Origin of the sequence: Kitasatospora acidiphila (assembly GCF_006636205.1) — a bacterium.
Lineage (GTDB): Bacteria > Actinomycetota > Actinomycetes > Streptomycetales > Streptomycetaceae > Kitasatospora > Kitasatospora acidiphila.
The window spans coordinates 6,434,883-6,461,681 of record NZ_VIGB01000003.1 but is presented as its reverse complement, the minus strand read 5'-3'; the positions used below and the strand labels follow the sequence as shown (position 1 = coordinate 6,461,681).

The following is a 26,799-nucleotide window of genomic DNA, read 5'->3' as shown; positions in this document are numbered from 1 at the left end:
GTCGGGGCGGCCGGGGCGCGGCCGTACCGAACGATGACGTCAGGGTCACCCAACCGTGCCCTGGCCGCCCCTAGACTCCTCGGGTGGACATGACGCTGAACGATTCCTTGATCGGATCGCTCCTCGACGGCCGGTACCGGGTCGAGGAGCGGATCGCGGTGGGCGGCATGGCCACGGTCTACAAGGGCACCGACACCCGGCTGGACCGGGTGGTGGCGCTCAAGGTGATGCACCCGCAGTTCGCGGGGGATCCGGCGTTCGCCGAGCGGTTCATCCGCGAGGCCAAAGCGGTGGCCCGGCTCTCGCACCCCAATGTGGTCAACGTCTTCGACCAGAGCGCGGACGGCGGCCACGCGTTCCTGGCGATGGAGTACGTGCCGGGCCGCACGCTGCGCGAGGTGCTGGCCGACCGGGGCGCGTTCTCGGTGCGGGCGGCGCTGGACGTGATGGAGCCGGTGCTGGCCGCGCTGGGCGCCGCGCACCGGGCGCACCTGGTGCACCGGGACGTCAAGCCGGAGAACGTGCTGATCACCGACGGCGGCCTGGTCAAGGTGGCCGACTTCGGCCTGGTCCGGATGACCACCCAGTCGGAGCCCTCGGACTCCAGCACCACCACGCCCGGCCTCATCATGGGCACGGTCTCCTACCTGGCGCCCGAGCAGATCCAGCCGACCGGCCCGACCGACCAGCGGGTGGACGTCTACGCGGCCGGCATCATGCTCTACGAGCTGCTGACGGGCAGTAAGCCGTATGTCGGCGAGACCCCGATGCAGGTGATCTACCGTCACCTGGAGGAGGACGTACCGCCGCCGTCCCGCGCGGTGCCGGGCCTGCCGCCGGAGCTGGACGCGATAGTGGCCGCCGCCACCGCACGGAACCGGGATGCCCGGCCGTGGGACGCGGTCGAGCTGCTGGCCGCGCTGCAGCGGCTGCGCCGGGGCCTGACGCCGGCGCAGCTGGACGCCGAGCCGCCGGCCTCCACCCACCAGCCCCCGCGGTTCGCCGCCACCGAGGCCACCTCGGTGCTTCCTGCCGCACCGCTCATGGCCGAGCGCACCGCCGTGCTCACCCCGCAGCGGCAGGGGCCGCCCCCGCTGCTGCCGAAGCGGCCGTACAACGAGCCGCCGCCGCTCCGCAAGCCGATGTCGCCGCGCTCCCGGCGCTCGGTGGTCTGGGGCGGGGTGCTGGCCGCCGTGGTCGCGGTGGTCGCCGTCCTCACCTATCTGCTCTCCGGGGCGGTCTACGCCGTGGTGCCGAGCGTGCTCGGCCAGACCCAGGCGCAGGCCGCCGCCACCCTCGGCGGGGCCGGCCTGCGGGGCAGCTTCAGCCAGGCGTACAGCGAGACGGTGCCGGCCGGGCAGGCGATCAGCAGCGCCCCCGGGGTGGGCCAGAAGATCCGCAAGAGCGACGCGGTGAAGGTCGTGATCTCCAAGGGTCCGGAGCGGATATCCGTGCCGGACGTCACCGGCAAGCCGCTCGACCAGGCCAAGCAAGCGCTCACTCAGGCCCGGCTCACCCCGGGCAGCACCACCGAGGACTACAGCCCGACCGTGCCGCAGGGCTCGGTGATCTCCACCACGCCGGCCGCCGGACAGCAGCTGGCGGTGAACGCTGCGGTCTCGCTGCTGGTCAGCAAGGGCGCCCCGCCGGTGCCGGTGCCGGACGCCACCGGGAAGCCGGTGGACCAGGCGCAGTCGCTGCTCACCGGGGCCGGCTTCAAGGTGGCCCTCGCCGCCGACCAGGCGTACTCCGACACCGCGCCCGCCGGGTCCGTCGCCTCCCAGGACGTCACGGGCACCGCCTCGCCCGGCACCACGGTGACGCTGACGCTGTCCAAGGGCCCGCAGCCGGTGGCGGTGCCCGATGTGGGCGGCATGAGCCAGTCGGACGCCACCAAGGCGCTGACCGCGGCCGGGTTCAAGGTGAAGACCAGCGGCCTGAACTTCTTCGGGCTGAGCAGCGTCTCCTCGCAGTCCCCGACGGCCGGCACCATGACGCCCAAGGGCAGCACGGTGACCATCATCTTCTGACGTTCCGATGTTCCGACGTCCTGACGGTCTGGCGGGACGCGGGGGCGGCCGGCGGTTCAGCTGAGCGGGCCGTCCCCCGGCTCCTCCTGGTAGGTGTAGCGCTGCTCGCGCCAGGGGTCGGCCAGGTTGTGGTAGCCGCGCTCCTCCCAGAAGCCGCGCCGGTCGGCCGTCATGTACTCCACGGCCCGCACCCACTTGGGGCCCTTCCAGGCGTACAGCCCGGGGACGATCAGCCGGACCGGGAAGCCGTGCTCGGCGGTGAGCGGCTCGCCGTCGTGGTGGGTGGCCAGCAGGGTCCGCGGGTCGGCGAACTCGGCCAGCCGCAGGTTGGCGCTGTAGCCGTACTCGGCCCACACCATCACATGGGTGACATCGGCGGCCGGCGGCACCAGGTCCAGGAGGGTGGCGCCGGCGACTCCGCTCCACTCGTTGTCAAGCATCGAGAAGCGGGTCACACAGTGGAAGTCGGCGCGCACGGTGGCGCGCGGCAGCCGGTGGAACTCCTCGTGGTTCCAGCTGTGCTTGGCGCCGGAGGCGGTCGCCCCGAACACCTGGAGGTCCCAGGTCAGCGGCTTGAACCGGGGGATCGGGCCGTAGTGCAGCACCGGCCAGCCGCGTTGCAGGCGCTGTCCGGGCGGGAGCCTCGGGTCAGGCGGCTGCGCTGCTGCTTGCTCGGACCGACCCATGGCTCCATGGTGACAGACGGCGGGCGCCGATCGACGCGCGCCCCTTGTCGGCCCTGCGCTCCCCTGCGAATGTCTCAATAGCCATGAAATCGGGCAATCCGACACAGACCCGAGTGAGTGTGAACTTACTGGAAAAACCACTCATGGCGATGCCACGATGCGTCCCACCGCCGCGTCCGGCGCTGCGCGCACCCATCGAGGGCAGGAAGGCACACCATGAAGGGCGACCCCGAGGTCATCGAGTTCCTCAACGAACAGCTCACCGCCGAGCTGACCGCCATCAACCAGTACTTCCTGCACTCGAAGATGCAGGACCACTTCGGCTGGACCAAGCTCGCCGCCTTCACCCGGCACGAGTCCTTCGACGAGATGAAGCACGCCGAGGTGCTCACCGACCGGATCCTGCTGCTCGACGGCCTGCCCAACTACCAGCGGCTCTTCCACGTCCGGATCGGCCAGACGGTCAAGGAGATGTTCGAGGCCGACCGGCAGGTGGAGGTCGAGGCGATCGACCGGCTGCGCCGCGGCATCGTGGTGATGCGGGCCAAGAACGACGTCACCTCGGCCAACATCTTCGAGTCGATCCTGGCCGACGAGGAGGACCACATCGACTACCTGGACACCCAGCTGGAGCTGGTGGAGAAGCTCGGCGAGGCGCTCTACCTGTCGACGCTGATCGAGCAGCCCGAGGAGAGCTGACCGCTCAGGCGGCCTGCGAGCCGGTCACCCGGACCGGCTCGGCCGTCGGGACCGCCTCGGGGGCCGGGATCGGCTCGGGGGCGTTGCGCCGGTCGAGTCCGGGATCGGCCAGCCCGAGCTTGGCGGCCAGCCGGGCGGTCGGGCACGGGCGGGCGCCGTGCTCGCCCAGCAGGGCCTGGATCCGGCGGACGCAGGAGCCGCAGTCGGTGCCGGCCTTGCAGCCCTGGGCGACGATCTGGCGCGGCGAGTTGGCGCCGGCGTCGATGGCCCGCTTCACCTGGTCCTCGGTGACCGCATGGCACATGCATACATACATCGCGGTCTCTCCCGGGGTGGTGCGGGGCGCCGTGGCGCCGGTGAGCTAAGGCTTACCTTACCGAACTGCTGGACGGTACGAGAAGGCCCTGCCCCCGTTCGGGGACAGGGCCTTCGTCACACTGCCTTCGCGCTCGCCTCAGTGCTCGCGGTACATCTCCGCGACCAGGAAGGCCAGGTCCAGCGACTGGCTGCGGTTGAGCCGCGGGTCGCAGGCCGTCTCGTAGCGCTGGTGCAGGTCGTCGACCAGCACCTCGTCGCCGCCGCCGACGCACTCGGTCACATCGTCACCGGTCAGCTCCACATGGATGCCGCCCGGGTGGGTGCCGAGCGCGCGGTGCACCTCGAAGAAGCCCTTGACCTCGTCCAGCACGTCGTCGAAGCGGCGGGTCTTGTGCCCGGTCTCCGCCTCGAAGGTGTTGCCGTGCATCGGGTCGCAGATCCACACCGGCTGCGCGCCGCTGGCCGTGACCTTCTCCACCAGCTCCGGCAGGCGGTCGCGGACCTTGCCCGCGCCCATCCGGGTGATGAAGGTGAGCCGGCCCGGCTCGCGGTCCGGGTCGAGCCGCTCGATCAGGGTCAGCGCCTCGTCGACCGAGGTGGTCGGGCCGAGCTTGACGCCGATCGGGTTGCGGATCCTGGACGCGAACTCGATGTGCGCGTGGTCCAGCTGGCGGGTCCGCTCGCCGATCCAGACCATGTGGCCCGAGACGTCGTAGAGCTCGCCGGTGCGCGAGTCCACCCGGGTCAGGGCGGTCTCGTAGTCCAGCACCAGCGCCTCGTGCGAGGAGTAGAACTCGACGGTGCGGAACTCCTCCGGGGTGACCCCGCAGGCCTGCATGAAGTTCAGCGCGTTGTCGATCTCCTTGGCCAGCCGCTCGTAGCGCTGACCGGCCGGCGAGTTGCGCACGAAGTCCTGGTTCCAGGCGTGCACCTGGCGCAGGTCGGCGTAGCCACCGGTGGTGAACGCGCGCACCAGGTTCAGGGTGGCGGCGGAGGCGTGGTACATCCGCTTCAGCCGCTCCGGGTCCGGGCGGCGGGCCTCGGGGGTGAACTCGAAGCCGTTCACCGAGTCGCCGCGGTAGACCGGCAGGGTCACGCCGTCGCGGGTCTCGGTCGCCTTGGAGCGCGGCTTGGAGTACTGGCCGGCGATCCGGCCCACCTTGACCACCGGGACCGAGGCCGCGTAGGTGAGCACGGCGGCCATCTGCAGCAGGGTCTTGAGCTTGTTGCGGATGTGCTCCGCCGAGACCCCGTCGAAGGCCTCCGCGCAGTCGCCGCCCTGCAGCAGGAAGGCTTCGCCACGCGCGACGGCACCGAGCCGGGCGCGCAGCTGGTCGCACTCGCCGGCGAACACCAGCGGCGGATACGAGGCGAGTTCCGTAAGGGCGTTGCGCAGCGCCTCCGGGTCCGGCCACTCAGGCTGCTGCGCCGCGGGCAGGGACTGCCAGGGGAAGGCTGTCCTAGATGTCTCAGTTGTCACGGTCACGCAGCCAAGGCTACGGGGTGCGTCGACCGATTTACCTCGCCTAACCACGTAGTGAGACGCGATGTGGACGATTCCTCCCGCGCGGCCCACCTGGGGAGCCGATCCGCTATGGTCCTTTCCATGACCGCGCCGCACACCTTCTCCTGGTGGTGGACCATCCCCCGAGGTGGCCCACGGATCGCGCGTTCCCAGTAGACGACACGACGGCCGCCCTCGGGCGGCCGTCGGTTTTTCCGGCACCTGCGGCCCGCCCGGTGGAGCGACCTTGATCCTCGGAATGAGGTTGCAGATGAACAGCTCCACCGCCGCCCTGCTCGCCCGCCTGACCGCCCCCGGCGCGCCCGCCTTCGCCCTGCTGCACCGCCGTACCCCGCGGCTGGCGCCGGACACCGTGGAGCTGCTGATCGGCGAGGTCGGCCGGTACGAGACGCTGGCCGAGCTGCCGCTGCCGACCGGCGCCCCGGCCGACGGCCGGCCGCGCCACGACCTGCTGGCGCTGGTCCCGTACCGGCAGCTGAGCGAGCGCGGCTTCGAGGTGCACGACGACGGCACCCCGCTGCAGGCGCTGGCGGTGACCGAGCAGTACGCGCTGCCGCTGGCCGAGGTGCTGGCCGCGCTGCCGGACCTGCCGGTGGCGCTGACCGACGGCGCCTTCGACATCGACGACGAGGAGTACGCCGGGATCGTCCGGCGGGTGATCGAGGACGAGATCGGGCGCGGTGAGGGCGCCAACTTCGTGATCCGGCGCGACTTCCGCGCCACGCTCCGGGACTGGTCCCCCCGGCTGGGGCTGAGCCTGCTGCGCCGGCTGCTCTCCCAGGAGCGCGGCGCCTACTGGACCTTCCTGGTCTCGACCGGTGAGCGGCTGCTGGTCGGCGCCTCCCCCGAGGTCCACGTCCGGCAGAGCGGCGGCACGGTGGTGATGAACCCGATCTCCGGCACCTACCGCTATCCGGCCGGCGGCCCGACCCTCGACACGCTGCTCCAATTCCTGCACGACCCCAAGGAGTTGGAGGAGCTCACCATGGTGGTCGACGAGGAGCTCAAGATGATGTGCGCGGTCGGCGACCTCGGCGGCCAGGTGCTCGGCCCCCGGCTCAAGGAGATGGCCCATCTCGCCCACACCGAGTACGAGTTGCGCGGCCGCACCTCGCTGGACGTCCGCGAGGTGCTGCGCGAGAGCATGTTCGCGGCGACCGTCACCGGGAGCCCGGTGCAGAACGCCGCCCGGGTGATCCGCCGCTACGAGACCTCGGGCCGCGGCTACTACGCGGGCGCGCTGGCGCTGATCGGGCGCTCGGCGGGCGGCGGCCAGCAGTTGGACTCGCCGATCTGCATCCGCACCGCCGACATCGACCCGGCCGACGGCTCGCTGGTGGTGCGGGTCGGCGCCACCCTGGTGCGGCACTCCGACCCGGCCTGCGAGGTGGCCGAGACGCACGCCAAGGCCGCCGGGGTGCTGGCCGCGCTCGGCGCCCGGCCGGCCCCGACCCGGCTGCCCGGCCACGGCACCGCCCCGCGGCTCGCCGAGAACCACCGGGTGCAGGCCGCGCTGGACGCCCGGCGGGCCGGGCTGGCCCCCTTCTGGCTGCGGATGCAGCAGCCGCTGCCGCCGGCGCAGCCCGAACCGACCCTGGTGGTGGACGGCGAGGACACCTTCACCACCATGCTGGCCCATCTGCTGCGCTCGCTCGGCCACCGGGTGGAGGTGGTCCGCTTCGACGCCCCCGGCCTGCCCGAGCGGGTGGCCGCGCACACCGGGCCGCTGGTGCTGGGGCCCGGCCCCGGCGACCCGGCCGACGCGGCGGACCCGAAGATGGCGGTGCTGCGGCCGATCGTCGCCGATGCGCTGGCGGCCGCGCTCTCCGGCAGCCGGCCGGCGCCGTTGCTCGCGGTCTGCCTCAGCCACCAGCTGCTCTGCGCCGCCCTCGGCCTCGACCTGCACCGCAAGGCCCAGGTCTACCAGGGCACCCAGGAGCAGGTCGACCTGTTCGGCACGCCGCGCACGGTCGGCTTCTACAACACCTTCACCGCCCGCTGCACCCCCGACGGCCTAGCCCGACTGGCCGCCGGCGGCATCGAGGTGGCCCACGACCCGGCCACCGGCGATGTGGTCGCGGTGCGCGGCCCGGGCTTCGCCGGGCTGCAGTTCCACCCGGAGTCGGTGCTCACCCTTCAGGGCCCGCAGATCGTCGCCGACCTGCTGGGCTCGCGTCAGGCCTCGTCCAGTCCCTGCTCGATCGCATAGCGGACCAGCTCCACCCGGTTGTGCAGTTGCAGCTTGCCCAGGGTGTTCTGGACGTGGTTCTGCACCGTGCGGTGCGAGAGCACCAGCCGCTCGGCGATCTGGCGGTAGGACAGGCCCTTGGCCACCATCCGCAGCACCTCGGTCTCCCGCGCCGTCAGCCGGGGCACCGCCGGCTCCCCCCGGTCCGGTCCGGCGGGGGCCGGCGCGGCGGCCAGCCGGCGGAACTCGCCCAGCACCAGGCCGGCCAGGCCGGGCGTGAAGACCGGGTCGCCGGCCGCCGTGCGCCGCACCGCGTCCAGCAGTTCGTCCCGGCCGGCCGACTTCACCAGGTAGCCGGTGGCCCCGGCCTTCACCGCCTCCAGCACGTCCGCGTGCTCCCCGCTGGCGGAGAGCACCAGCACCCGCACCGCAGGGTCGGCGGCCACCACCTGGCGGCAGACCTCGACCCCGGGCAGCCCGGGCAGGTTGAGGTCGAGGACCAGCACCTGCGGCGCCGCCGCCTTGGCCCGGCGCACCGCCTCCGGTCCGTCCCCCGCGGTCGCCACCACCCCGAACCCGGCGTCCGCCAGGTCGCGGGCCACCGCCTCGCGCCACATCGGGTGGTCGTCGACCACCATCACCCGCAGCCCGTCCATCACCGTCAGCCCTCCCTGGGCACCGTCAACTCGACCTCCACGCCCTCGCCGGGCGCCGAGTGGAAGCTCGCCGTGCCGCCCAGATCGCGCAGCCGGCCCTCGATCGACTGGACCACCCCGAGCCGCCCGGCCGCGCGCGCCTCGGCGAGGCGGCCCGGCGCGAACCCCGGGCCGTCGTCGCGGATCGAGACGGTCACCGCCTCGGGCTCGTCCTCCAGCAGGATCCAGGCCCGGGCCGCGTCACCCGCGTGCCGCCGCACGTTGTCGACGGCCGCACCGACCGCAGCGGCCAGCTCCGCGGCCGCCTGGGCGGGCAGCAGCACCTCGGTGGCCGGCGCTGCGACGGTGATCCGCTCGTCGCCGAACGGCGTCAGCAGCTCCCGCAGATCACGCGGCCCGTCCGCCGGCTCGCCGTCGCGCTGCCCGGGCAGCGGCCCGCCCGTCATCAGCGCGCGCAGCGCCCGCTCCTGCTCGCCCGCCAGCCGGCCCAGCTCGCCGCGCACTTGGCGCTGGGTCAGGGCCAGCACCTGGAGCACGCCGTCGTGGATGTCCCGGGAGAACCGCTCCCGTTCCCTGGTCGCGGCTTCCAGCTTGAGCGCCTTGGTGAGGGTGGCCTCGCTGGCCCGGGCCAGCTCGATGACGTAGCCGATCGCGCAGCCGGCCACCAGCAGCAGCACGCAGTTGTGCACGTTGTCGCCGGTGATCCCGCCGTGGCCGAGCAGGTTGGCGGCGCCGATCACCAGGCCGGCGGTCACGGCCGGGCGCCAGCCGCCCTTGGCCGCGCAGCCGAGCACGGTGCCGGCCGCCCAGATGGTGGGCAGGGTGAGGGAGCCGGCCGCGATCCGCTGCGGGGTGTCGATCTGCCCGCTCAGCACCACGCCGTAGACCGCGATCCCCAGGTCGACGGCGAGCACCGGCCAGAACAGCCGGGTCGGGCTGCCGAACGCGCGCAGCGTGGCCAGCGTCCAGACCACCAGGCCGCCCAGGTAGATCCAGCCGGGGACCGGGTGGGCGAAGTGGCGGTAGGAGGCGCCGTACCGGGCCAGCGCATAGCCGAGCGCGAGCACCCGGAAGACGCTGATCGCCCGCCACAGCGGCAGCTCCACCGACATCCCGCCGGCCGCCACCGCCCCGCTCGCGCCACTGCGCAGCTCGGCCATCGCCGCCCCGCCCCCGTCCCCGTCCCCCGATCGCGGACCTAGCTCCTGCCGTCCTGCTCCGAACCCTCGGCCTTCTCGGCCTTCTCGGCCTCGGCCTGGGCCGCCTTCTCGGCCGCCTGGCGCTCCTTCTCGGCGGCCCGCTCGGCCCGCTGCTCGGCCCGGCGCTCGGCCTCGGCGCGCTTCTTCTCGTCCGCGATCTGCCGCTTGGCGGCGGTCGCGTAGATGTCCACGTACTCCTGGCCGGACAGCCGCATGATCTCGTACATCACCTCGTCGGTGACCGAGCGCAGGATGAACCGGTCGTTCTCCATGCCCTGGTAGCGGGAGAAGTCCATCGGGCGGCCGATCCGGATGCCCGGGCGGATCCCGAAGTTGGGGATCACCTGGCCGGGCGGCTGCACCTTCTCGGTGCCGATCATCGCGACCGGGATCACCGGCGCGCCGGTCTGCAGCGCGACCCGGGCCAGTCCGCCGACCTTGCCCCGGTAGAGCTTGCCGTCGGGCGACCGGGTGCCCTCGGGGTACACCCCGAACAGCTCGCCGCTGTCGATCACCGCGATGGCGCTGCGGATCGCGGCCTCGCCGGCACCGCGCACCCCGGAGCGGTCCACCGGCAGCTGGCCGACGCCCTTGAAGAACGCCGCGGTCAGCCGGCCCTTGAGGCCCGGCGTGTTGAAGTACTCGGCCTTGGCGATGAAGGTGACTCGACGCTTCATCAGTGCAGGCAGGAAGAAGGAGTCCGAGAACGACAGGTGGTTGCTCGCGATGATCGCCGGCCCCTCGTCCGGGATGTTCTCCATTCCTTCCGTCCACGGCCGGAAGAAGATCCGCAGCATCGGCGCGACGATCATCTTCATCAGTCGGTAGAACAACCCGGACCTCCTGTGTTGCAGACCGGTCGATCCTAATGCCCCGATCGCGCGTCGGACGCACCCGAGGGGGTGCGGCGTCCACGAGGTCTGTACGCCCGCCCCGTGCCGTGGGACGATCTGGATCTACCCGATCCCTCGCCGAGGAGCCCCGGATGCCCCTGCTGCCCGGTGCCGAGCCCTTCCACCACCGCGCCGGTCCGGTCGGCGTGCTCCTCTGCCACGGCTTCACCGGCAGCCCGCAGTCGCTGCGGCCGTGGGCCGAGCGGCTGGCCGCGGCCGGTCTGACCGTCTCGCTGCCGCTGCTGCCCGGTCACGGCACCCGCTGGCAGGATCTGCAGGTCACCCGCTGGCAGGACTGGTACGCCGAGGCCGCGCGGGAGCTGCTGCTCCTCACCGAGGAGTGCGAGCAGGTCTTCGTCTTCGGGCTGTCGATGGGCGGCGGCCTGGCGCTGAAGCTGGCCGCCGACCACGGCGACCGGGTCAGCGGCGTGGTGGTGGTCAACCCCTCGGTGCGGTCCGACAACCCGGCGACGGCGCTGCTGCCGGTGCTGCGCCATCTGGTCCCGAGCCGGCCGGGGATCGCCAGTGACATCGCCCGCCCGGGCACCGTGGAGCTCGGCTACGACCGGGTCCCGCTGCACGCGGCCTGGTCGCTGAGCCGGTTCTGGCGCGAGGTCCAGCAGGCGCTGCCGGCGGTGGGCCAACCGGTGCTGCTGCTGCGCAGCCCGCAGGACCACGTGGTCTCGCCGGCCAACTCCGCTCTGGTCCTCGCCCGGATATCCTCGGTCGATGTGACGGAGCGGCTCTGCGAGCAGAGCTTCCACGTGGCGACCCTGGACCACGACGCCGAACTGATCTTCGGGGAATCCCTCGGGTTCGTCCGGCGGTTGTCCAGGGCGACGAAGCCCACCGAGGCCACCGACCAGCGGGGCTGAGGGCCCACCAGGACCGAAGGGCCGGCAGTGCACGAGCACGAGCAGGAGAACACCCCCGCGGGGGACGGCGAGGAGCGCCCGAAGGACACCGAGCCGCGGCCGACCCCCAGTCAGGCCGAGCAGGACGCGATCTTCGCCGCCCTGGTGGCGCAGTTCGACGACCCCGTCGACCTGAGCCGCCCGGACTGGCCCGAGATCGAGAACATCCGCAGCCGCACGGACGTGGCCGGCTTCACCCCGCAGCCGCGTCCCCGCACCCCGGCCGCCGGCCCGCGCGACTGGGCGGCCGCCGAGGATCCGGACGAGGGCCACTTCGTCCCGCCCGAGCCGCCCCCGCTGCCGACCGGCGACACCACCGCCAAGCTCGCCTGGATCGGCGTCCTCGGCGGTCCGGCCCTGCTGCTGTTCGACGTCTTCTTCTGGCACGAGGTCGCCGGCTGGCCGGCCTGGGTCGGCCTGCCCGCCTTCCTCGCCGGCTTCGTCACCCTGATCGCCCGCCTCAAGGACCGCGACCCCGACGACCCCGAGCCGCCGAACGGCGGCGCGGTGGTGTGACGTCCGAACGCCGCTGCCCCCGGGAGGAACCTCCCGGGGGCAGCGGCGTGTTGATGGTGCGTCAGCGCGTGCGGGCCAGGTCGGCGGCGCCCACGATGCCGGCGGCGGAGCCCATCGAGGCCAGCACCACCTCGGCGCGCGGGCGCAGCGCGCCGCCCGTCAGATAGCGCTCGAAGGCCTTGGCGACCGGGTCGAGCAGCAGCCGGCCGGAGTCCGAGACCCCGCCGCCGAGCACGAAGACGCCCGGGTCGAAGAGGGCGGCCAGGTCGGCCATGCCGCGGCCGAGCCAGTCGGCGACCTCCTCGTAAACCTCCAGGGCGAGCGGGTCGCCGCCCTCGGCCGCCTCGGTGATGTGGATGCCGCGCAGGGTCTCGGCGACGCCCTCGTTGAGCTCCAGCATCTTCTTGCCGGCCACCGGGTCGGCGGCGGCCTTCTCCCGGCCGTAGCGGCGCAGCGCCCGGCCGGAGGCGTACTGCTCCCAGCAGCCCTTGCCGCCGCAGCCGCAGGGCAGGCCGTCCGGGACCATGTTGAGGTGGCCGATCTCGCCGGCCACGCCGAACCGGCCGCGGTGCAGGCGGCCGTCGAGCACGATGCCGCCGCCGATGCCGGTGCCGACGGTGATCAGCACCATGTCGGAGTGGTCAGCGGCCGCGCCGAACTTGAACTCGGCCCAGGCCGCGCTGTTGGCGTCGTTCTCCACCACCGCGGCGAGACCGGTGAGCTCCTCGATCCGGCCGCGCAGCGGCTCGTTCTCCCAGGCGATGTTGGGCGCGAAGATCACCGTGGAACGGTCCCGGTCGACGAAGCCGGGGGCGCCCACGCCCACCGCGACGACCTCGGGGAACTCCTCCTTGAGCTCGCGGACCGCCTGGGCGATGGCGTCGACCGCCCACTGCGGGTCGGCCGGAGTGGGCACCCGGGTGCGCGCCAGGATCTCGCCGCTCTCGTCGACCACACCGGCCGCGATCTTGGTCCCGCCGACGTCGACGCCGATGGTCAGAGCCATGTGTCCCTCAGTCATTCGCTCGTGCCCGATGAGCGGAAACGGTACCGCCCGGCCGTGCTCCAGTACACACTTCGCCATACATTATCCGAAGCCAACGTCCTGGGAACCCCGCCGAGAGGCTTCAAAAGTCGTACGATTCGATCCGGTCGGTAGCCGCCGGATGCCGCACGGTCATAAGGTCTAGACGTCTTGGCGGTCCGGCCCGGCGTCCGGTTCGGCGTCCAGGTCGATCCGCTCGGAATCCGCCGGCGCGGGCTGCGACCAGCGGCGCTCCTGGCCGTCGAGGACCGCCCGGTAGGCGGCCAGCAACTCGTTCCCGGCGGCCGCCAGGTGCTGGTAGACCTCGGGGTTGTCGTCCCGGAAGCGGCCCAGGACCTGCTGGGCCTGCTCTCCGACGGCCGACACCAGCTTGCGCACCTCGTCGACCAAAGGGTTGTCGACAGGGCTTGAATCGTTCATGACGCGTCTCTCTCCAGTGATCGTTCTCCAGCGATCCTCGAGTTCGACGCTACCGGCTACCCGCGCTCGGGCCAGAGGGCCGGGTCCGGTGCGAAGCGCAACGTCAACTCGCCGTCACGCAACGCGGCGCCCGCCACCGTGCAGCGGCGCAGCGCGCCGGGCAGCGGCAGGATCCGCCGGTACGGGCCGAGGCCGACCACCAGCTCGTCACCGCGGCGCACCAGCTCCAGGTCGGCGCGGTCGGCGCCGGGCGCGGCCAGCCGCCAGACCAGCACGCCGTCCTCGGCGCGGCGGTCCTCCGCGGTCCACGGCCAGCGCTCGGCCGGCTCCGGCGCGGGCCGGTCGCCGAACAGCTGGGCCGCCAGCCGGTCCACCTGGTGGGCGCTGCGGTCGGCGGTCAGCAGCGGCACGCCCAGGTCGATGGCGGCCAGCCGGTCGCGTTCGGCCGCCGCCTGCTCGGCCAGCCACGGGTCGGCGGAGTCGGCCGCCTGCCGGGGCAGCGCGCCGTGCACGGCCACCGAGTCCAGCCGGTGCCCGAAGAGCGCCAGGCCTGCGGCGGCCCGGCGCAGGCCCGGCACCGAGCAGTCGGCGGCGCTCACCGCGAGCCGCACCGAGGTGTGCGGCGACTCGATCACCGACCGGGTGGCGGCCAGCTCGGCGGCCGCCCAGCCGCGGGCGGCGTGCAGCCACTCGGCGGGCGCCGGCATCCCCGCCACCGCGGCCAGCAGCGGGCGCAGCGCGCGGGCGGCCTGGCGCTGCTCGGGCAGCAGCCGGGCCAGGTAGCGGTCGAGCTGCTCGGGGAGGGCGAGGGCCTCGGTCAGTTCGGCGGGCGGCGGGGCGGCGACCACCACCTGGTCGAACGGCCTGCCGTCGGCCGGGCCGCGCAGGGCGTGCAGCAGGGCGAGCGCGCGGGTGCCGGGGAGCGCGGTCAGCTCGTCGGGCTCCAGCGGGTCGACGCCGAGCAGGTCGTAGCCGGTGCGCAGGCGCCCGTCCAGGCCGGCCACTGCCTGCCGGAACGCCTGCTGCTCGTCCAGGCGGCGCGCGCACAGGCCGGGCCTGACCTCCGTGTCGGCGGCGCTCAGCCGGGTGCCGAGGTGCTCGTCCAGCAGCCGGTGCGGGTCGTCGGCGGCCAGCAGCAGGGTGCGCTCACCCTGGCCTGCGGCGTGCACGGCACTCGCGGCGGCCACCGCGGGGATCGCCGCGGCGTCCCCGGTGACCAGCACCAGACGCGGCATCAGGGGTTCTCGACGCGCTTCTTCAGACCGGCCAGGGCGCGGTCGATGATCACCTTCTCGGCCTTGCGCTTGATCATGCCGAGCATCGGGATCTTGACGTCCACGGCCAGCTGGTAGGTCACCTCGGTGCCACCGGCCACCGGGGCCAGCGTGTAGGAGCCGTCCAGTGAGCGCAGCATCTGGCTCTTCACCAGGGTCCAGGAGACCTCGCGGTCGTCGTCCCAGGTGTAGGCGAGCACGTGCTCGTCGCGGATCGCGCCGGCGTCCAGCAGCAGCCGGACCTGCTCGGCGCGGCCCTGCTCGGTGGAGCCGAGCACCTCGACCTCCTTGACCTCACCCGTCCAGGCGGGGTACGCCTCGAAGTCGGCGATCACCGCCATCACCTCGGCCGGGGTCGCCGCGATGACGATGCTCGACCTGGTGTGTTCCGCCATGGGTGGGCCTCCGTGTATCCCGCGTGTGTCCCGGGCCGGTCGTCAGTGCCGGTCAATGCACCCGAAGGCTATCGCGCGCGGGCCGGGCCCCTGTGCCTGCGGGGGTTACCGAGGAGTCACCACCGGTGGGCGGCCGACGGCCGGCACGCCGCCGCCGTCCGGGGTCATCCGGTGGCTGCCGTATCGTGCAAATTACAACGGTCGGCGTTCGGTCAGGGTTCGTCCGTGGATGTGACACTTCGAACACCCGCCCTGACCCTCTATCGGAATCCGACTACTGGGCAGTAACGTCCTGCCGTCCCGCAGCGTCGCAGACGAGGAGCAGCAGTGCTCGACGAGTTCCGCCTTCCGGCCCTCTACCAGGTACCAAGCGGTGGCAACCTCTCGGACCTGATCCACCAGAACGCCGAGCGCAGCCCGCAGAACGCGGTGCTTGCCCGCAAGGTGGACGGCCGCTGGCAGGACGTCTCCGCGGCCGCGTTCCTGGCCGAGGTGCACCAGGCGGCCAAGGGCCTGATCGCCTCCGGCGTCCAGCCGGGCGACCGGGTCGCGATCATGTCGCGGACCCGGTACGAGTGGACGCTGCTCGACTTCGCGATCTGGTGCGCCGGCGCGATCACCGTGCCGGTCTACGAGACCTCCTCCGCGGAGCAGGTGCAGTGGATCCTCGGCGACTCCGGCGCGGTGGCGGTGCTCACCGAGACCGACACCCACGCGGCCGTGGTCGAGTCGGTCCGGGAGAGCCTGCCCGAGCTCCGGCGGACCTGGCAGATCGAGCGCGGCGGGCTGGCCGAACTGGCCGCGGCGGGCGCCGAGGTGGCCGACGCCACGGTGACTGAGCGCCGGGCCACGCTGAACCCCGACTCGATCGCCTCCATCGTCTACACCTCGGGCACCACCGGGCGCCCGAAGGGGTGTCAGCTGACCCACCGCAACTTCCTGCACGAGCTGGGCAACGTGACGGCCCGGCTGCCCGACCTGTTCGTCCAGGGCGAGGGGTCGGTGCTGCTCTTCCTGCCGCTGGCCCACGTCCTCGGCCGGATCGCCCCGATCGCCACCGCGATCTCCGGCACCAAGGTCGGACACGTCAGCGACATCAAGAACGTCACCGCCGAGCTGGCCTCGTTCCGCCCGACCCTGATCCTGGGCGTGCCGCGGGTCTTCGAGAAGGTCTTCAACACGGCGCGGGCCAAGGCCCAGTCCGAGGGCAAGGGCAAGATCTTCGACCAGGCCGCCGACGTGGCGATCGCCTACAGCCGGGCGCAGGACCAGGGCGGCGCGGGGCTGGTGCTCAGACTGAAGCACGCACTCTTCGACAAGCTGGTCTACAGCAAGCTGCGGGCCGCGCTCGGCGGCCGGGCCACCCACGCGATCTCCGGCGGCGCACCGCTCGGCGAGCGGCTCGGCCACTTCTACCGGGGCATCGGCTTCACGGTGCTGGAGGGCTACGGGCTGACCGAGACGGCCGCCGCCACCGCCTTCAACCCGGCCGACAAGCCGAAGATCGGCACGGTCGGCCAGCCGGTGCCCGGCTCGGCGTGCCGGATCGCCGAGGACGGCGAGGTGCTCTTCAAGGGCCCGCAGGTGTTCACCGGCTACTGGAACAACCCGGCCGCCACCGCCGAGGCTCTGCAGGACGGCTGGTTCGCCACCGGCGACATCGGCAGCATCGACGACGACGGCTACCTGACCATCACCGGCCGGAAGAAGGAGATCATCATCACCGCGGGCGGCAAGAACGTCGCCCCGGCGGTGATCGAGGACCGGATCCGGGCCCACCCGCTGGTCGGCGAGGTGATGGTGGTCGGCGACCGCAGGCCGTTCATCGGCTGCCTGATCACCGTCGACGAGGAGTTCCTGCCCAAGTGGCTGGAGCTGAACGACCGGCAGCCCGCCACCGTGGCCGAGCTGCGCGAGGACCCGCAGCTGCTGGCCGCCCTCCAGGAGGCGGTGGACGAGGGCAACAAGGCCGTCTCGCACGCCGAGGCGGTGAAGAAGTTCCGCATCCTGGACACCGTCTTCTCCGAGGAGAACGGCTATCTGACGCCGTCGCTGAAGCTGAAGCGCAATGTGGTGCTGAAGGACTTCGCGGCGGAGGTCGAGGCGCTGTACCAGAAGTAATGGTGTGAACGAGCGCTTGCTCAGCGGTATGCGCTGAGCAAGCGCTCGGTCGTATCCAGGCGCCTGGGCGGGCTGCGGCGAGCAAGCGCTCAGTCAGCCCCCAGCAACCCCCGCAGCCGCCCCGCGAGCAGCTCCCACCGCCACTCCGCCTCCACCCAGGCGCGCCCGGCCTCACCGAGCTTGCGCCGCAGCGCCGCGTCCCGCAGCAGCCGCACCACCCGCTCGGCGAGCTCCTCCGGCGCCCGCCCCGGCACCACGTACCCGGTCTCGCCCTCCCGCACCGCGTCCGGCGCCCCGCCGGAATCCCCGGCGATCACCGGCAGCCCGGTCGCCGAGGCCTCCAGGTAGACCATCCCGAGCCCCTCCACGTCCAGCCCGCCGCGCCTGGTCCGGCACGGCATCGCGAACACGTCCCCGGCCCCGTAGTGCGCCGGCAGCTCCGGCCACGGCACCTCCCCGGTGAACCGCACCGAGCCGGCCACCCCGAGCGACTCGGCGAGCCTGCGCAGCCGGGGCAGGTAGGGCCCGCCCCCGACGATCAGCAGCACCGTGTCCGGCTCGGTCGCCAGGATCCGCGGCAGCGCGGCGATCAGCGTGTCCTGTCCCTTGCGCCGCACCAGCCGGGAGACGCAGACCACCACCGGCCGGTCCGTCAGCCCGAGCGCGGCCCGCACCGCCTCGCCCCCCGAGCCGGGGTGGAAGACCCGCTCGTCCACCCCCGGCGGCAGCCGCGCCATCCGCGCCGCCGGTCCGGGGCCGACCGCGCCCGCGATCCGCACCCGGGTGTACTCCCCCAGGTAGGTCAGCGTGTCCGTGCCCTCGGCGACCCGCCGCAGCATCTGCCGCGAGCCGGGGAGCTGGGCCCAGGCCGCCTCATGACCGTGCGTCATGCCGACCAGCCGCCGGGCGCCGGCCCGGCGCAGCGCGGGCGCCATCAGGCCGAGCGGGGCGGCCGCGCCGAACCACACCGAGTCGCAGCCTTCGGCCCGCAGGATCTGCGCCGCCCGCCGGGCCGCCCGCGGGGTCGGCAGCAGCATGGTGGCCCGGTCCCGGATCACCTGAAAGGGCTGCTCCGCGTCGAACCGCTGGGTCACCCGATCGGGAGCGTCGCCCGAGCCGCGCCATGATGAGGCATACACCACAATCTCAGCGGCCGGCTGGCGCACCGCCATGCTGTGGACAAAGCGCTGGATTCCGCCTGGGCGCGGGGGAAAGTCGTTGGTGACGATGAGGGTTTTCGGCATACTGGCCACGCCTCGCACGGTCGGGGGGGTGCATGGTTCTCCCCCGCCGGTCCGTACGATAGGTCACCATGCCGTCGCGGCGGGAACGGACGTGCAGGCCGCAACCGTTTTCCTGCCGGACCAGTCCTAACCGGTAGACAGATGCAGAAGACAGGCAGGGCGACAGGCGTACGGACAGGCGTACGACCAGTCAGCGTCGGCCCGGTCCGGTGCGGACGTATGGCGAGATGAATGAGGGAGCTCAGTGGTGTTGGCGGAGGACGGCCCGGACGATCGGGCCGGCAGCGTTGGCAGTAGCACCGTCGCACTGACCGCTCCGCCCGCCGAAGGCGCCACCGCCATCAGCTCGACGGTCCCGGCCCGGGGCGCGCTCTGGGCCGTGAGCACCGGCTGGGTGGTCAGCAGGACCTTGATCGTGCTGATGATCACCGGGGTGATCAAGATCGGCCTGGACGTGAGCACCGACATCACGCTGATCTACCACGCCTGGTACGAGGTGCTGCAGACCGGCACCTTCCCGATGGACGACGTGACCTGGCAGTACCCGCCGGGCGCCGCCCTGGTGATACTGCTGCCGGGCCTGCTGCCGTGGTCCTACCTGGTCTCGTTCTGGGTGTGCTGCGGCATCTTCGACGCGGCTGCCATGGTGCTGCTGGTCCGCTCCGGCGCCCGTCGCGGCCGCAGCCTGGCCGGCGGGTGGATGTGGGTGGTCGGCGTGCCGCTGCTCGGCCCCACCGTCTACAACCGCTACGACATCCTGGTGACCGCCATCGCGGTGATCGGCCTGCTGGTGCTGCTGCGCCGCCCGGTGCTCGGCGGCATGCTGCTGGGCCTCGGCGGCCTGCTCAAGCTCTGGCCACTGGTCGCCCTGGCCGGCACCCCGCGCGGCCGCCGCACCACCCGCTCCTGGACCGGCGCACTGGCCGCGCTCTCCTCGCTGGCCTTCCTGCTCGCCGCCGGCATGAACGGTGCCTTCCAGTTCCTCACCTTCCAGGCCAACCGCGGCATCGAGGTGGAGTCGGTGGGCGCGCTGCCGATCCACTTCGCCCGGCTGTTCGGTTCCTGGCACGGCCAGGTGCAGATGAACTACGGCTCGGTGGAGATGCTCGGCCCGTGGGTCAGCGTCATCTCCAAGGTCGCGCTGGCCGGCACCGCGGTCGGCTTCGGCTGGCTGCTCTACTGGCGGCTGCGGGCCCGCCACTGGCAGGCGGCCACCACCTACGACGCCGCGCTGGCCGCGCTGCTGATCTTCACCGCGACCAGCCGGGTGATCAGCCCGCAGTACATGGTGTGGCTGATCGGCCTGTCCGCGGTCTGCCTCACCGTGCGCGGCACCAGCCAGCGCCCGGTGGCCGTGATGATCCTGATCGCCACGCTGCTGACCACCCTGGAGTTCCCGGTGAACTTCAGCGACACGGTGAACAGCCACCCGCTGGGCGTGGCCACCATCACCGCGCGCAACCTGCTGCTGATCGCCGCCACCGTGGTCTCCTGCCGCCGCCTGTGGATCAGCACCCGGGGCGAGCGGCCCGAGCCGACCGCGGTCACCGCGGTGCTGCCCGGCCCCGAGCAGTCCTCCTACCCGGTGCGCCCCGGCATCGCCTACGAGCAGAGCCTGCTGGACGACTGACCGCCGGGGCCGCGTCAGGCCTGCGGCGACAGCTGCCGCTCCACCTCGCCGATCCAGTCGCGGGTGAACTGCGCCAGCCCGTAGCCCAGTTGCCGCTGGAACACCTGGTCGAGCCGCTGGTCCCGCACCGCGCCGGGCCCGGCCGCGCCCACCGCGCGGTAGAGGCCGACCAGCACCGGTCGGCCGTGCCGCCGGGCGATCAGGTCGCAGGCCAGCCAGGCGAGCTCATAGGCCTGCGCTATGCCCTGGGCGCCGGCCGCGAAGTCGCTGTCCGCGGGCAGCGCGGTGGGCAGCTTGCCGGCCGCCACGTCCTGGGTCAGCTCGGGCGCGATCTGCCGGGCGGTGCGGCCGGTGGTCAGGTAGGCGGTCCAGTCCGCCACCCCCTCGGAGAGCCAGAGCGGGGTCCAGGGGTGGGTGTCGCCGCGGGTCGCCACATGGGTGGTCTCATGGGTGATCACCACCTGCTTGCCGACCTCGCTGAGCTGCCGGAAGGCATCCGGATTGACCATCACCCGGTCGGCGGGGGTGTGCAGCGGCGCACCGGCCGCCGCGCTGGTGACCGCGGCTATGTCCTGGTAGGAGCCCGGGTCGACCCCCAGCAGCTGGGCGAACTGCGGCTCGCTGCCCGGCAGTTGCAGCACCAGCCGCTGCGCCCAGCCGGTCCCCCAGACGGCGCTGACGGCCGGCACCGCGCGGTCGCCGATCGCCGCCAGCGCGGCGAGCTCGGCCGACCCGGCGGGGCCGAGCACCAGGCAGCGCGCCCCGCGCACCGGGTCGGGCGTGCCCAGGTCCCAGGGCGCCGCGGCCGCGTCCGGGGCCGCGCCCTCGCCCGTCACCGCCGCGCCGGCCAGGGTGAGCCGGCGCTGCAGCACCGCGGGGTAGTCGTCGTAGCCGAGCAGCCGGTACCGCAGCTCGGCGGTGACCGTGCCGGCGTCCCAGCCGACCGGCCGGTAGTCGAGCTCGGCCAGCGGCAGCGCGGCCAGCTCGCCGGTCCGCAGCCGGTCGGCGCGGCGGGCGAGCAGCGCGGTCAGCCGGTCGGCGGCGAGCCGGCCGTCCGCCGGCCGCCGGTCGGCGGACGGCGCGGCGGCCGGCGGCAGCGAGAGCTGGGTGAGCGCCCCCGCCACCAGCAGCAGCGCGGTACGCCGCGACACCCCGGCGCGACTGGCCGCACCGGCGTGTGCCGCGCTCTCCACCGGCAGCCTCTCGACGGCGCTCAGACCCGCACCACCGCTGAGACCGGCATCGCCGAGACGCTCTCGTACCGCACCTGGGCTCCGGGGTGCGGGGCATGGATCACCGTGCCACCGCCGACGTACATGCCGACGTGGTGCATGTCCTTGAAGAAGATCACCAAGTCTCCCGGTTGCGCCTCGGCCAGGCTGATCCGCCGCCCCCCGAACGCCTGCGCCTGGGAGGTGCGCGGCAGGGTCACTCCGGCCTGCCGCCAGGCCCAGTACATCAGACCGGAGCAGTCGAAGGCATCGGGCCCGGTGGCTCCGTAGACGTAGGGCGACCCGAGCTTGCCCAGCGCGGCGGCCAGCGCGATGCCGGCGCGGTCCGAGGAGGGCGGCGCGCTGCCCAGGTCGAGCCGGTCGGTGCCGCGGGTGGCGCGCTGCTCGGCGTCCCGCTCGTCCTGTGCGGCCAGCTGCGCCCGGTCGTCGGCGGTCAGGGTGCCGAGCAGGGCCTGGGCGCTCTTCAGCCGGTCCTGCAGCTGCTGCCTGCTCTGCGCCAGCGTGCTGCGGACCGCCTCCAGCTCGGCCAGCTTGGCGGTCGCCTCGGCGCGGCGCTGGTCCAGGGCGCGCTCCTGCTGCTGGAGCGTGCGCAGCGAGTCGGCCCGCTGCTCACCCGCCTGCCCCAGGCTGCGGGCTTCGGCCAGGTAGCGGGTCGGGTCGCCGGAGAGCATCAGCTGCACGGCCGGGTCCATCCCGCCGGAGCGGTACTGGGCGGCGGCGATCTCGGCGAGCGCGGTGCGGGTCTCGGTGACCGCCTCCTGGTCCCGGGCCACCGCCCCTGCAGCTCGGTCGCCTCGCGCTGCAGCCGCTTGGCGTCGTCCTCGGCGGCGGTGGAGCGCTCCGACGCCTGCTCGGCCTCCGTGTAGAGCTGGTCGACCTGCGCCCTGACGCCGGCCCGGTCCGGTCCGGGCCCGCCGGGCGCCGCCTGCGCCGCGCCGCCCGCCGCTATCGCCAGCGCCGTGGTCGCGGCGGCGGTGACCGCCAGCACCCGGGAGAGCCGACGTTCGGCGCCCTGCTGGGGAGTGCGGCCCGGGAGCACCGGGCGTTGCGGCATCGTCATGGGCTGACGACTCCAATCGGCGGCGGAACAGATCCGCGCCGACGTTAGCGAGTCGGGGCGGACGAGTCCAAACCCCTGCCAATACGAATATTTGACCAAGAATCGGACATGCAGCCGAAAGAGCCCGGCCCCCGAAGCGGGGACCGGGCTCTTTCCCGACGAACCGTCAGGGGCGCATCACACGCGGATGATGGCCGCGATCGGCATCACGGTGGCGTTCTCGTAGTGCACGACCGCGCCGGTGTGCGGGGCGTGGATGATCTGCCCGCCACCCACGTACATGCCGACGTGGTGCATGTCGGAGAAGTAGATGATCAGGTCGCCGGGCTGCGCGTTGGCGATGTCCGTGCCCACGTTGGTGCCGATCGTGGCCTGCTCCTCGGAGGTGCGCGGCAGCGAGACGCCGGCCTTCGCGTAGGCCCACTGCATCAGGCCCGAGCAGTCGAACGAGGTCGGACCGGCGGCACCGTAGACGTACGGCGAGCCCAGCGCGGACTCGGCGGCGGCGATCGCGGCCTGCGCGTGCGAGCCGGCCGGGATGCTGCTCAGATCGGTGCGGGCGCTGCCGCGGGAGGCGGCGTCCTGCTGGCCGGCCTGGCTCTGGGCCTGGCTGGCGGCGGCCTTGGCAGCGGCGGCGGCCTGGGCCTCCTGCGCGGCGATGGCCTGCTTCTGCTGCTCGGTGAGCGAGTTGAGCAGGTCCTGGGCGGCCTTCAGCTTGGCCTGGGCGTCGTCCTTGGCGGACTTCAGCTGGGCGGTGGTGGAGTCCAGCTCGGCCAGCTTGCCGCTCGCGTCGGCCTTGTCCTGGTCGAGCTTGCGCTGCTCCTGCTGGAGCTCCTTCAGCGTCTCGCCCTGGCTGGTGTTCAGCTGGTTGATCGAGCCGGCCTGGTTGAGGAAGCTGTCCGGGTTCGCGTTCAGCATCAGCTGAACCGTCGGGGATATCCCGTCGTTGGCGTACTGGTCGGCGGCCACGCCGGCCAGGCCGTTCTGCAGGTTGGTCACCTGGTCCTGCTGCCGGGCCACCTGGTCCTGCAGGTCGCCGACCTGCTTCTGCAGCGTCTGCTGCTTGGACTGGGCCGTCATGTACGCCTGGTTGGCCGCCTCGGCCTTCTGGTTGAGGTCGTCGACCTGGGTCTTCACCTGGTCCAGCGTCGGCGCCGGGTCGGCGTGCGCGCTGGTCTGTGCGGACAGGGCGACGGCGGTCGCCGCAGCAGCGGTCAGGATCGACGCGCGAGTTCGGCCGACGGGCTTGGGACGACGGTGGGACGCCACGAATCCTTCTTCCTCGGGCCGCCTACCGGGTGAGCTGACGGGTTCGGGCCGGAAGCATGCCCTACGACGCCTCACCGGCCCGCGGGCCGACCTGGCGCCGATTCACCCCGGAGGAACGTGTGGTTCCCCGGCTCCGGTCCACAGCACCCCCGCGGGGACTCCCCTCGGGCCGTCAACTGCCCGGGCTGCTTTCCGAACTCGGCGGGACCTCCGCTGCCACCCGGGTCGGGTGATCGCCATCGCATCGGTCTGGAGCCGACCCTAGTAACAGGTCCGTGATGTGTTCAAATCCTTGTCGGAATTACTTACGAACTTTGACTGTCCGTGATAAGCGCGTCACCCATCGGTGATCAAGACGCAGACGAACAGGTGTCCCAGCTCACAACTCGGACCGCTCGGGACCCGGACACGCGCTGACCGACCCTCAGCAGGAGGGCCGGCCAGGTGGCTCGACGGGGAGTCAGCGGGGTCGGGTCAGACCCGGCGGATGGTCTTGATCGGGCCGATCGAGGCGGCGTCGGCGATCCGCACCACGTCACCGGTGTGCGGGGCGTGCACCACCTTGCCGTTGCCGATGTACATCCCCACGTGGTGCGCGTCGGCGCCGTAGATCACCAGGTCGCCGGGCTGCGCGTCGGCCAGGCTGGGCACGGCGGTGCCGACCGTGGCCTGCTCCTGCGAGGTGCGCGGCAGCGAGACGCCGGCCTGCGCGTAGGACCACTGCATCAGGCCCGAGCAGTCGAAGGTGGTCGGGCCGGTGGCGCCCCAGACGTAGTAGTCGCCCAGCCGGGTCAGCGCCTGCTGCACCGCGCTGCCCGCGTAACCGCCGGCCTGCGGCAGGCCGATCGGCGTGCGGACGTCGCTGCGCGAGGCGTGGTCGTCGGCGGTGACCGCCGCCCGGTCGGCCGCGCTCAGCGAGGCCAGCAGCTGCTGCGCCGCCGCCAACTTGCCCTGCACATCGGTCTTGGCCGCGTTCAGCTCCTGCGTCGAGCGGTCCAGCTCGGCCAGCGTGTCGGCGGCTTCCTTCTTCTCCTGGTCCAGCTTGCGCTGCTGGTCCATGAGCGACTTCAGCGCGGCGGTCTCGGAGGTGGTGGCCATCTGCATGCTGGCCGTCTGGTCCAGGTAGCTCTGCGGGTTGGAGTTGAGCATCACCTGGACCGCGGGGTCGATCCCGTCGGTGCGGTACTGGTCGCCCGCCACCGCCGCCAGGCCGGACTCCAGGTCCGTCACCTGCTGCTGGGTGCGGGCCACCTGGTCCTGCAGCTGGGTGGCCTGCTGGCGCAGCTGGGTGGCGCGCTCGTTGGCCCCGTCGTACTTCTCGGACGCCGCCTCGACCTGCTGGTTCAGTCCGTCGACCTGCGTCTTGACGTCGTCCACCGACGGCTTCGGGTCGGCCCAGGCGCCCGGCTGCGCGGAGAGGGCGACCGCCGTCGCGGCAGCGGCGGTGAACACGTAGACCCGCGCACGACTCGGCTGCTTGGGACGGCGGTGGGACGCCACTGGACCGCTCCTTCTTCTGCCGGCCGCCTACCTGATCGGGTGAGTGGCCGGAAAAATAGGTTTGACGCCGGACCCTACTGAACATCAGAACCCTGCGCTACTCCCCCGGCCGCGAACCACCTTCGGTCGAACGGCCTTCACCGGGCCTTCACCGGCGCTCAACTGGTGACGGACGGACCGGCGGCAGGCGAACGGCGGCTCAGCTGCGCGCCAAGCGGTTGAGCAGCAGGACCGACGAGACGGGGCGCGCGCCGGCCTTCCGCACGCCGTCGGCCACCTCGCGGTCGGCCGAGACCACCACCACCGGGCGGCCCTGCGGCTCGGCCCGGACCAGCTGGCGGATCAGCTCGTCCGCGGTCTGCCCGGTCCGGCTGAACCGCACCCGCACCCCGCGCGGCGGCGCCATGATCACCGGCACGTCCAGGTCCTGCCCGTCGAAGACGCAGGTCACCTCGGCCTGGGTGCGCTGCGCCAGCATCGCCAGGCCGCCGAGCAGCCGCATCCGCTGCTGCTCCAGCGGCAGCGTCGGGTAGCCGGTCTTGGTCACGTTGTAGCCGTCCACCACCAGGTGGACCTGAGGAATCGCCAGCAGCTGGTCCAGCAGCGCCGGATCGTCCTCGGCCAGCCCGCGCCGGGCCACGTCGTGCGGCGAGGCGGTGCCCGGCACCACCGCGTCCACCAGGTCGGCCGGATGCAGCTGGGTGACCGGGAGCGCCAGCTCCCGCTGCAACCCCTGGGCCGACTGCAGCACGGTGTCCAGCAGCAGCCGCAGTCGCATGTCGGCCACGCTGCGCCCCTCCCGGGCCGACCGGCGGCCGGACTCCAGGGTGCTCTCCAGCTCGGCCACCCGGTGGCGCAGCCGGCGGTTCTCGCTCTCCAGGCCGGTCCGCTCGGTGGCGGCCACCGCCTTGGCGCTGTCCAGCTCGCCCTGCAGCTTGCGGCTCTCCGCCTGGGCCCGGCGGGTGTCGCTCTCCAGACTGCGCACCTTCTTGCGCAGCGCCTCCAGCTCCCGGCGCACCCCTTCGCTCTCGGCGCGCTGGCGCTCCAGGTCGGCCCGGGCCAGCGCCTTGGTCGCGGCCAGCTCCTCCTGGAGCTTCTCCAGCAGCCGGGCGGCCTCGGCGGCCGCATCGGCCACCTCGGCCCGCTCCGCCTGCTCGCCGGCCTCGGCCACCAGGCGGGTCCAGCCGCGGGTGCGCAGCAGGTAGGCGGCGGCGGCCACGTCCAGCGGCTCGGCGGCGCCCGGCACCTGGCCGGCCTCCAGGGCCGCCACCAGGTCCGGCTGGCCGGCCCGCAGGCGGTCCGCTATCCGGGTCCGGAACACCGGGTCCGCCTCAAGCGCCGCGGCCACCGCGGTGCCGGCGTAGCGGGCGCGGCGGGCGGCGGTGAACTTGGCGTACGGGCGCAGGGTGGCCGGCAGTTCGGTGAGCGGCAGCCCGCCGAGCGCGTCGGCGGCCAGCCCCACCACCCGGCGGCGCACGCCCTCGGGGAGCGGGCGGTCCAGCTGCTCGGCCGACTCGGCCCCGGCCTCGCTGGGGACGTCGGCCGGCAGCGGCTCACCGCCGGCGGGCTGGGGCCCCTCGGGCTCGGCGGCCTGACTCGCTGCGTCCATCGCGTCCTCGGCTCCGATCCCTGGTCTCCTGACACACCGCTCGGTGCAATTGTCTCGTGTGCGGCATGCCACGAACACCACGCACGACACGGCACCCTCGCGGGTCCAGGGTGTCAGGCTTCCTCGGTGGCGTCCGGCCGGGGCACCAGCTCCACCTGGTCGACCGCGTTGCACCAGCGGCAGCGCACCGACTCCAGGGTCTCGGTGAGCACCTCGCGCTCCTCCACCTGCGGCTCGCCGGCCAGGTCGAGGTGGACGAACTCGACGACCCGGGAGGACTTGGTCACGTCGAATCGGGTCAGATTGCCGCAGAGCGTGCAGCGCCAGCGGGTCTCGGCCGTGGGCACGGGGACAGGCATGGGGGTCCTCTCGATCG

The 26,799-nt window shown here is 73.0% G+C and carries 25 protein-coding genes and 1 riboswitch; of the genes, 7 read left to right on the top strand and 18 right to left on the bottom strand.

Annotated elements, in window-relative coordinates; all coding sequences use genetic code 11:
- Positions 1-89: 89 nt before the first annotated feature.
- The gene (pknB, locus tag E6W39_RS30545) at positions 90-2,030 is read left to right on the top strand and encodes a Stk1 family PASTA domain-containing Ser/Thr kinase (RefSeq protein ID WP_228718741.1); all 1,941 of its coding nucleotides are present in this window, start codon (positions 90-92) and stop codon (positions 2,028-2,030) included.
- Between the two features lie 56 nt (positions 2,031-2,086).
- Here pknB and E6W39_RS30540 read toward each other — a convergent pair whose 3' ends face one another.
- Positions 2,087-2,716, bottom strand: coding sequence for a sulfite oxidase-like oxidoreductase (locus E6W39_RS30540; protein WP_141636240.1), 630 nt, complete (start codon positions 2,714-2,716; stop codon positions 2,087-2,089).
- 216 nt (positions 2,717-2,932) lie between these two features.
- Here E6W39_RS30540 and bfr point away from each other — a divergent pair, with 216 nt between their 5' ends.
- Entirely contained in the window at positions 2,933-3,415 is a 483-nt protein-coding gene (bfr, locus tag E6W39_RS30535; RefSeq protein ID WP_101379956.1) for a bacterioferritin, read from the top strand.
- Positions 3,416-3,419: 4 nt separating this feature from the next.
- On the opposite strand, the gene E6W39_RS30530 is transcribed toward bfr, so the two are convergent.
- Together E6W39_RS30530 and E6W39_RS30525 are read right to left on the bottom strand one after the other, a co-directional pair.
- The gene (locus E6W39_RS30530) at positions 3,420-3,731 is read right to left on the bottom strand and encodes a (2Fe-2S)-binding protein (RefSeq protein ID WP_141636239.1); all 312 of its coding nucleotides are present in this window, start codon (positions 3,729-3,731) and stop codon (positions 3,420-3,422) included.
- 138 nt (positions 3,732-3,869) lie between these two features.
- A complete protein-coding gene (locus E6W39_RS30525) occupies positions 3,870-5,219 on the bottom strand; it encodes a class II 3-deoxy-7-phosphoheptulonate synthase (protein WP_101379958.1) in 1,350 nt (449 codons plus the stop codon).
- A 289-nt stretch (positions 5,220-5,508) separates the two neighbouring features.
- On the opposite strand from E6W39_RS30525, the gene E6W39_RS30520 reads away from it, so the two are divergent.
- Positions 5,509-7,467, top strand: a complete 1,959-nt coding sequence (locus E6W39_RS30520) for an anthranilate synthase family protein (RefSeq protein ID WP_141636238.1) — start codon at positions 5,509-5,511, stop codon at positions 7,465-7,467.
- Here the strand turns inward: E6W39_RS30520 and E6W39_RS30515 are convergent.
- The 3 genes from E6W39_RS30515 to E6W39_RS30505 are packed head-to-tail and all read right to left on the bottom strand — an operon-like array spanning position 7,434 to position 10,119.
- A complete protein-coding gene (locus E6W39_RS30515; RefSeq protein ID WP_141636237.1) occupies positions 7,434-8,102 on the bottom strand; it encodes a response regulator in 669 nt (222 codons plus the stop codon). The genes E6W39_RS30520 and E6W39_RS30515 overlap by 34 nt on opposite strands.
- A gap of 5 nt (positions 8,103-8,107) precedes the next feature.
- Positions 8,108-9,262: a MacS family sensor histidine kinase gene (macS, locus tag E6W39_RS30510; RefSeq protein WP_228718420.1), complete on the bottom strand. Its 1,155-nt coding sequence runs from the start codon at positions 9,260-9,262 to the stop codon at positions 8,108-8,110.
- 38 nt (positions 9,263-9,300) lie between these two features.
- Positions 9,301-10,119, bottom strand: a complete 819-nt coding sequence (locus tag E6W39_RS30505) for a lysophospholipid acyltransferase family protein (RefSeq protein WP_141638035.1) — start codon at positions 10,117-10,119, stop codon at positions 9,301-9,303.
- A 167-nt stretch (positions 10,120-10,286) separates the two neighbouring features.
- Between E6W39_RS30505 and E6W39_RS30500 the strand changes: the two genes are divergently transcribed.
- Together E6W39_RS30500 and E6W39_RS30495 are read left to right on the top strand one after the other, a co-directional pair.
- Entirely contained in the window at positions 10,287-11,069 is a 783-nt protein-coding gene (locus E6W39_RS30500) for an alpha/beta hydrolase (RefSeq protein WP_141636236.1), read from the top strand.
- A gap of 27 nt (positions 11,070-11,096) precedes the next feature.
- The gene (locus E6W39_RS30495; RefSeq protein WP_180356412.1) at positions 11,097-11,624 is read left to right on the top strand and encodes a hypothetical protein; all 528 of its coding nucleotides are present in this window, start codon (positions 11,097-11,099) and stop codon (positions 11,622-11,624) included.
- Positions 11,625-11,685: 61 nt separating this feature from the next.
- Here E6W39_RS30495 and E6W39_RS30490 read toward each other — a convergent pair whose 3' ends face one another.
- The 4 genes from E6W39_RS30490 to E6W39_RS30475 all read right to left on the bottom strand — a co-directional run bounded on the left by E6W39_RS30490 (position 11,686) and on the right by E6W39_RS30475 (position 14,758).
- Positions 11,686-12,630: an ROK family glucokinase gene (locus E6W39_RS30490; protein WP_141636235.1), complete on the bottom strand. Its 945-nt coding sequence runs from the start codon at positions 12,628-12,630 to the stop codon at positions 11,686-11,688.
- Positions 12,631-12,810: 180 nt separating this feature from the next.
- The gene (locus tag E6W39_RS30485) at positions 12,811-13,089 is read right to left on the bottom strand and encodes a DUF5304 family protein (RefSeq protein ID WP_141636234.1); all 279 of its coding nucleotides are present in this window, start codon (positions 13,087-13,089) and stop codon (positions 12,811-12,813) included.
- Positions 13,090-13,145: 56 nt separating this feature from the next.
- A complete protein-coding gene (locus tag E6W39_RS30480; protein WP_141636233.1) occupies positions 13,146-14,324 on the bottom strand; it encodes an ArsA family ATPase in 1,179 nt (392 codons plus the stop codon).
- Positions 14,324-14,758 (bottom strand): SRPBCC family protein, encoded by a 435-nt coding sequence (locus E6W39_RS30475; protein ID WP_101379965.1) that lies wholly within the window; start codon positions 14,756-14,758, stop codon positions 14,324-14,326. Before E6W39_RS30475 ends, E6W39_RS30480 begins: the two co-directional genes overlap by 1 nt.
- A gap of 327 nt (positions 14,759-15,085) precedes the next feature.
- On the opposite strand from E6W39_RS30475, the gene E6W39_RS30470 reads away from it, so the two are divergent.
- Positions 15,086-16,879, top strand: a complete 1,794-nt coding sequence (locus E6W39_RS30470) for an AMP-dependent synthetase/ligase (RefSeq protein WP_141636232.1) — start codon at positions 15,086-15,088, stop codon at positions 16,877-16,879.
- Between the two features lie 89 nt (positions 16,880-16,968).
- Here E6W39_RS30470 and E6W39_RS30465 read toward each other — a convergent pair whose 3' ends face one another.
- Positions 16,969-18,123, bottom strand: coding sequence for a glycosyltransferase family 4 protein (locus tag E6W39_RS30465; RefSeq protein WP_141636231.1), 1,155 nt, complete (start codon positions 18,121-18,123; stop codon positions 16,969-16,971).
- A 244-nt stretch (positions 18,124-18,367) separates the two neighbouring features.
- Between E6W39_RS30465 and E6W39_RS30460 the strand changes: the two genes are divergently transcribed.
- The gene (locus E6W39_RS30460) at positions 18,368-19,753 is read left to right on the top strand and encodes a glycosyltransferase 87 family protein (RefSeq protein WP_228718419.1); all 1,386 of its coding nucleotides are present in this window, start codon (positions 18,368-18,370) and stop codon (positions 19,751-19,753) included.
- Positions 19,754-19,767: 14 nt separating this feature from the next.
- On the opposite strand, the gene E6W39_RS30455 is transcribed toward E6W39_RS30460, so the two are convergent.
- The 7 genes from E6W39_RS30455 to E6W39_RS30430 form a co-directional block, all read right to left on the bottom strand.
- Positions 19,768-20,946 (bottom strand): hypothetical protein, encoded by a 1,179-nt coding sequence (locus tag E6W39_RS30455; protein ID WP_141636230.1) that lies wholly within the window; start codon positions 20,944-20,946, stop codon positions 19,768-19,770.
- A 20-nt stretch (positions 20,947-20,966) separates the two neighbouring features.
- Entirely contained in the window at positions 20,967-21,758 is a 792-nt protein-coding gene (locus E6W39_RS30450; RefSeq protein WP_323809109.1) for a C40 family peptidase, read from the bottom strand.
- Complete coding sequence (locus tag E6W39_RS43750; RefSeq protein ID WP_323809108.1) at positions 21,656-22,045, bottom strand: hypothetical protein; 390 nt, start codon at positions 22,043-22,045, stop codon at positions 21,656-21,658. Before E6W39_RS43750 ends, E6W39_RS30450 begins: the two co-directional genes overlap by 103 nt.
- 177 nt (positions 22,046-22,222) lie before the next feature.
- Complete coding sequence (locus E6W39_RS30445) at positions 22,223-23,314, bottom strand: C40 family peptidase (protein ID WP_141636229.1); 1,092 nt, start codon at positions 23,312-23,314, stop codon at positions 22,223-22,225.
- A gap of 24 nt (positions 23,315-23,338) precedes the next feature.
- A riboswitch (cyclic di-AMP (ydaO/yuaA leader) is annotated at positions 23,339-23,446 on the bottom strand.
- Positions 23,447-23,788: 342 nt separating this feature from the next.
- Entirely contained in the window at positions 23,789-24,814 is a 1,026-nt protein-coding gene (locus E6W39_RS30440; protein WP_141636228.1) for a C40 family peptidase, read from the bottom strand.
- A gap of 199 nt (positions 24,815-25,013) precedes the next feature.
- Positions 25,014-26,423, bottom strand: coding sequence for an NYN domain-containing protein (locus E6W39_RS30435; protein ID WP_141636227.1), 1,410 nt, complete (start codon positions 26,421-26,423; stop codon positions 25,014-25,016).
- Between the two features lie 113 nt (positions 26,424-26,536).
- Positions 26,537-26,782 carry a hypothetical protein gene (locus E6W39_RS30430; RefSeq protein ID WP_141636226.1) on the bottom strand — a complete coding sequence of 82 codons (246 nt, stop codon included), beginning with the start codon at positions 26,780-26,782 and terminating at the stop codon, positions 26,537-26,539.
- Positions 26,783-26,799: the final 17 nt, after the last annotated feature.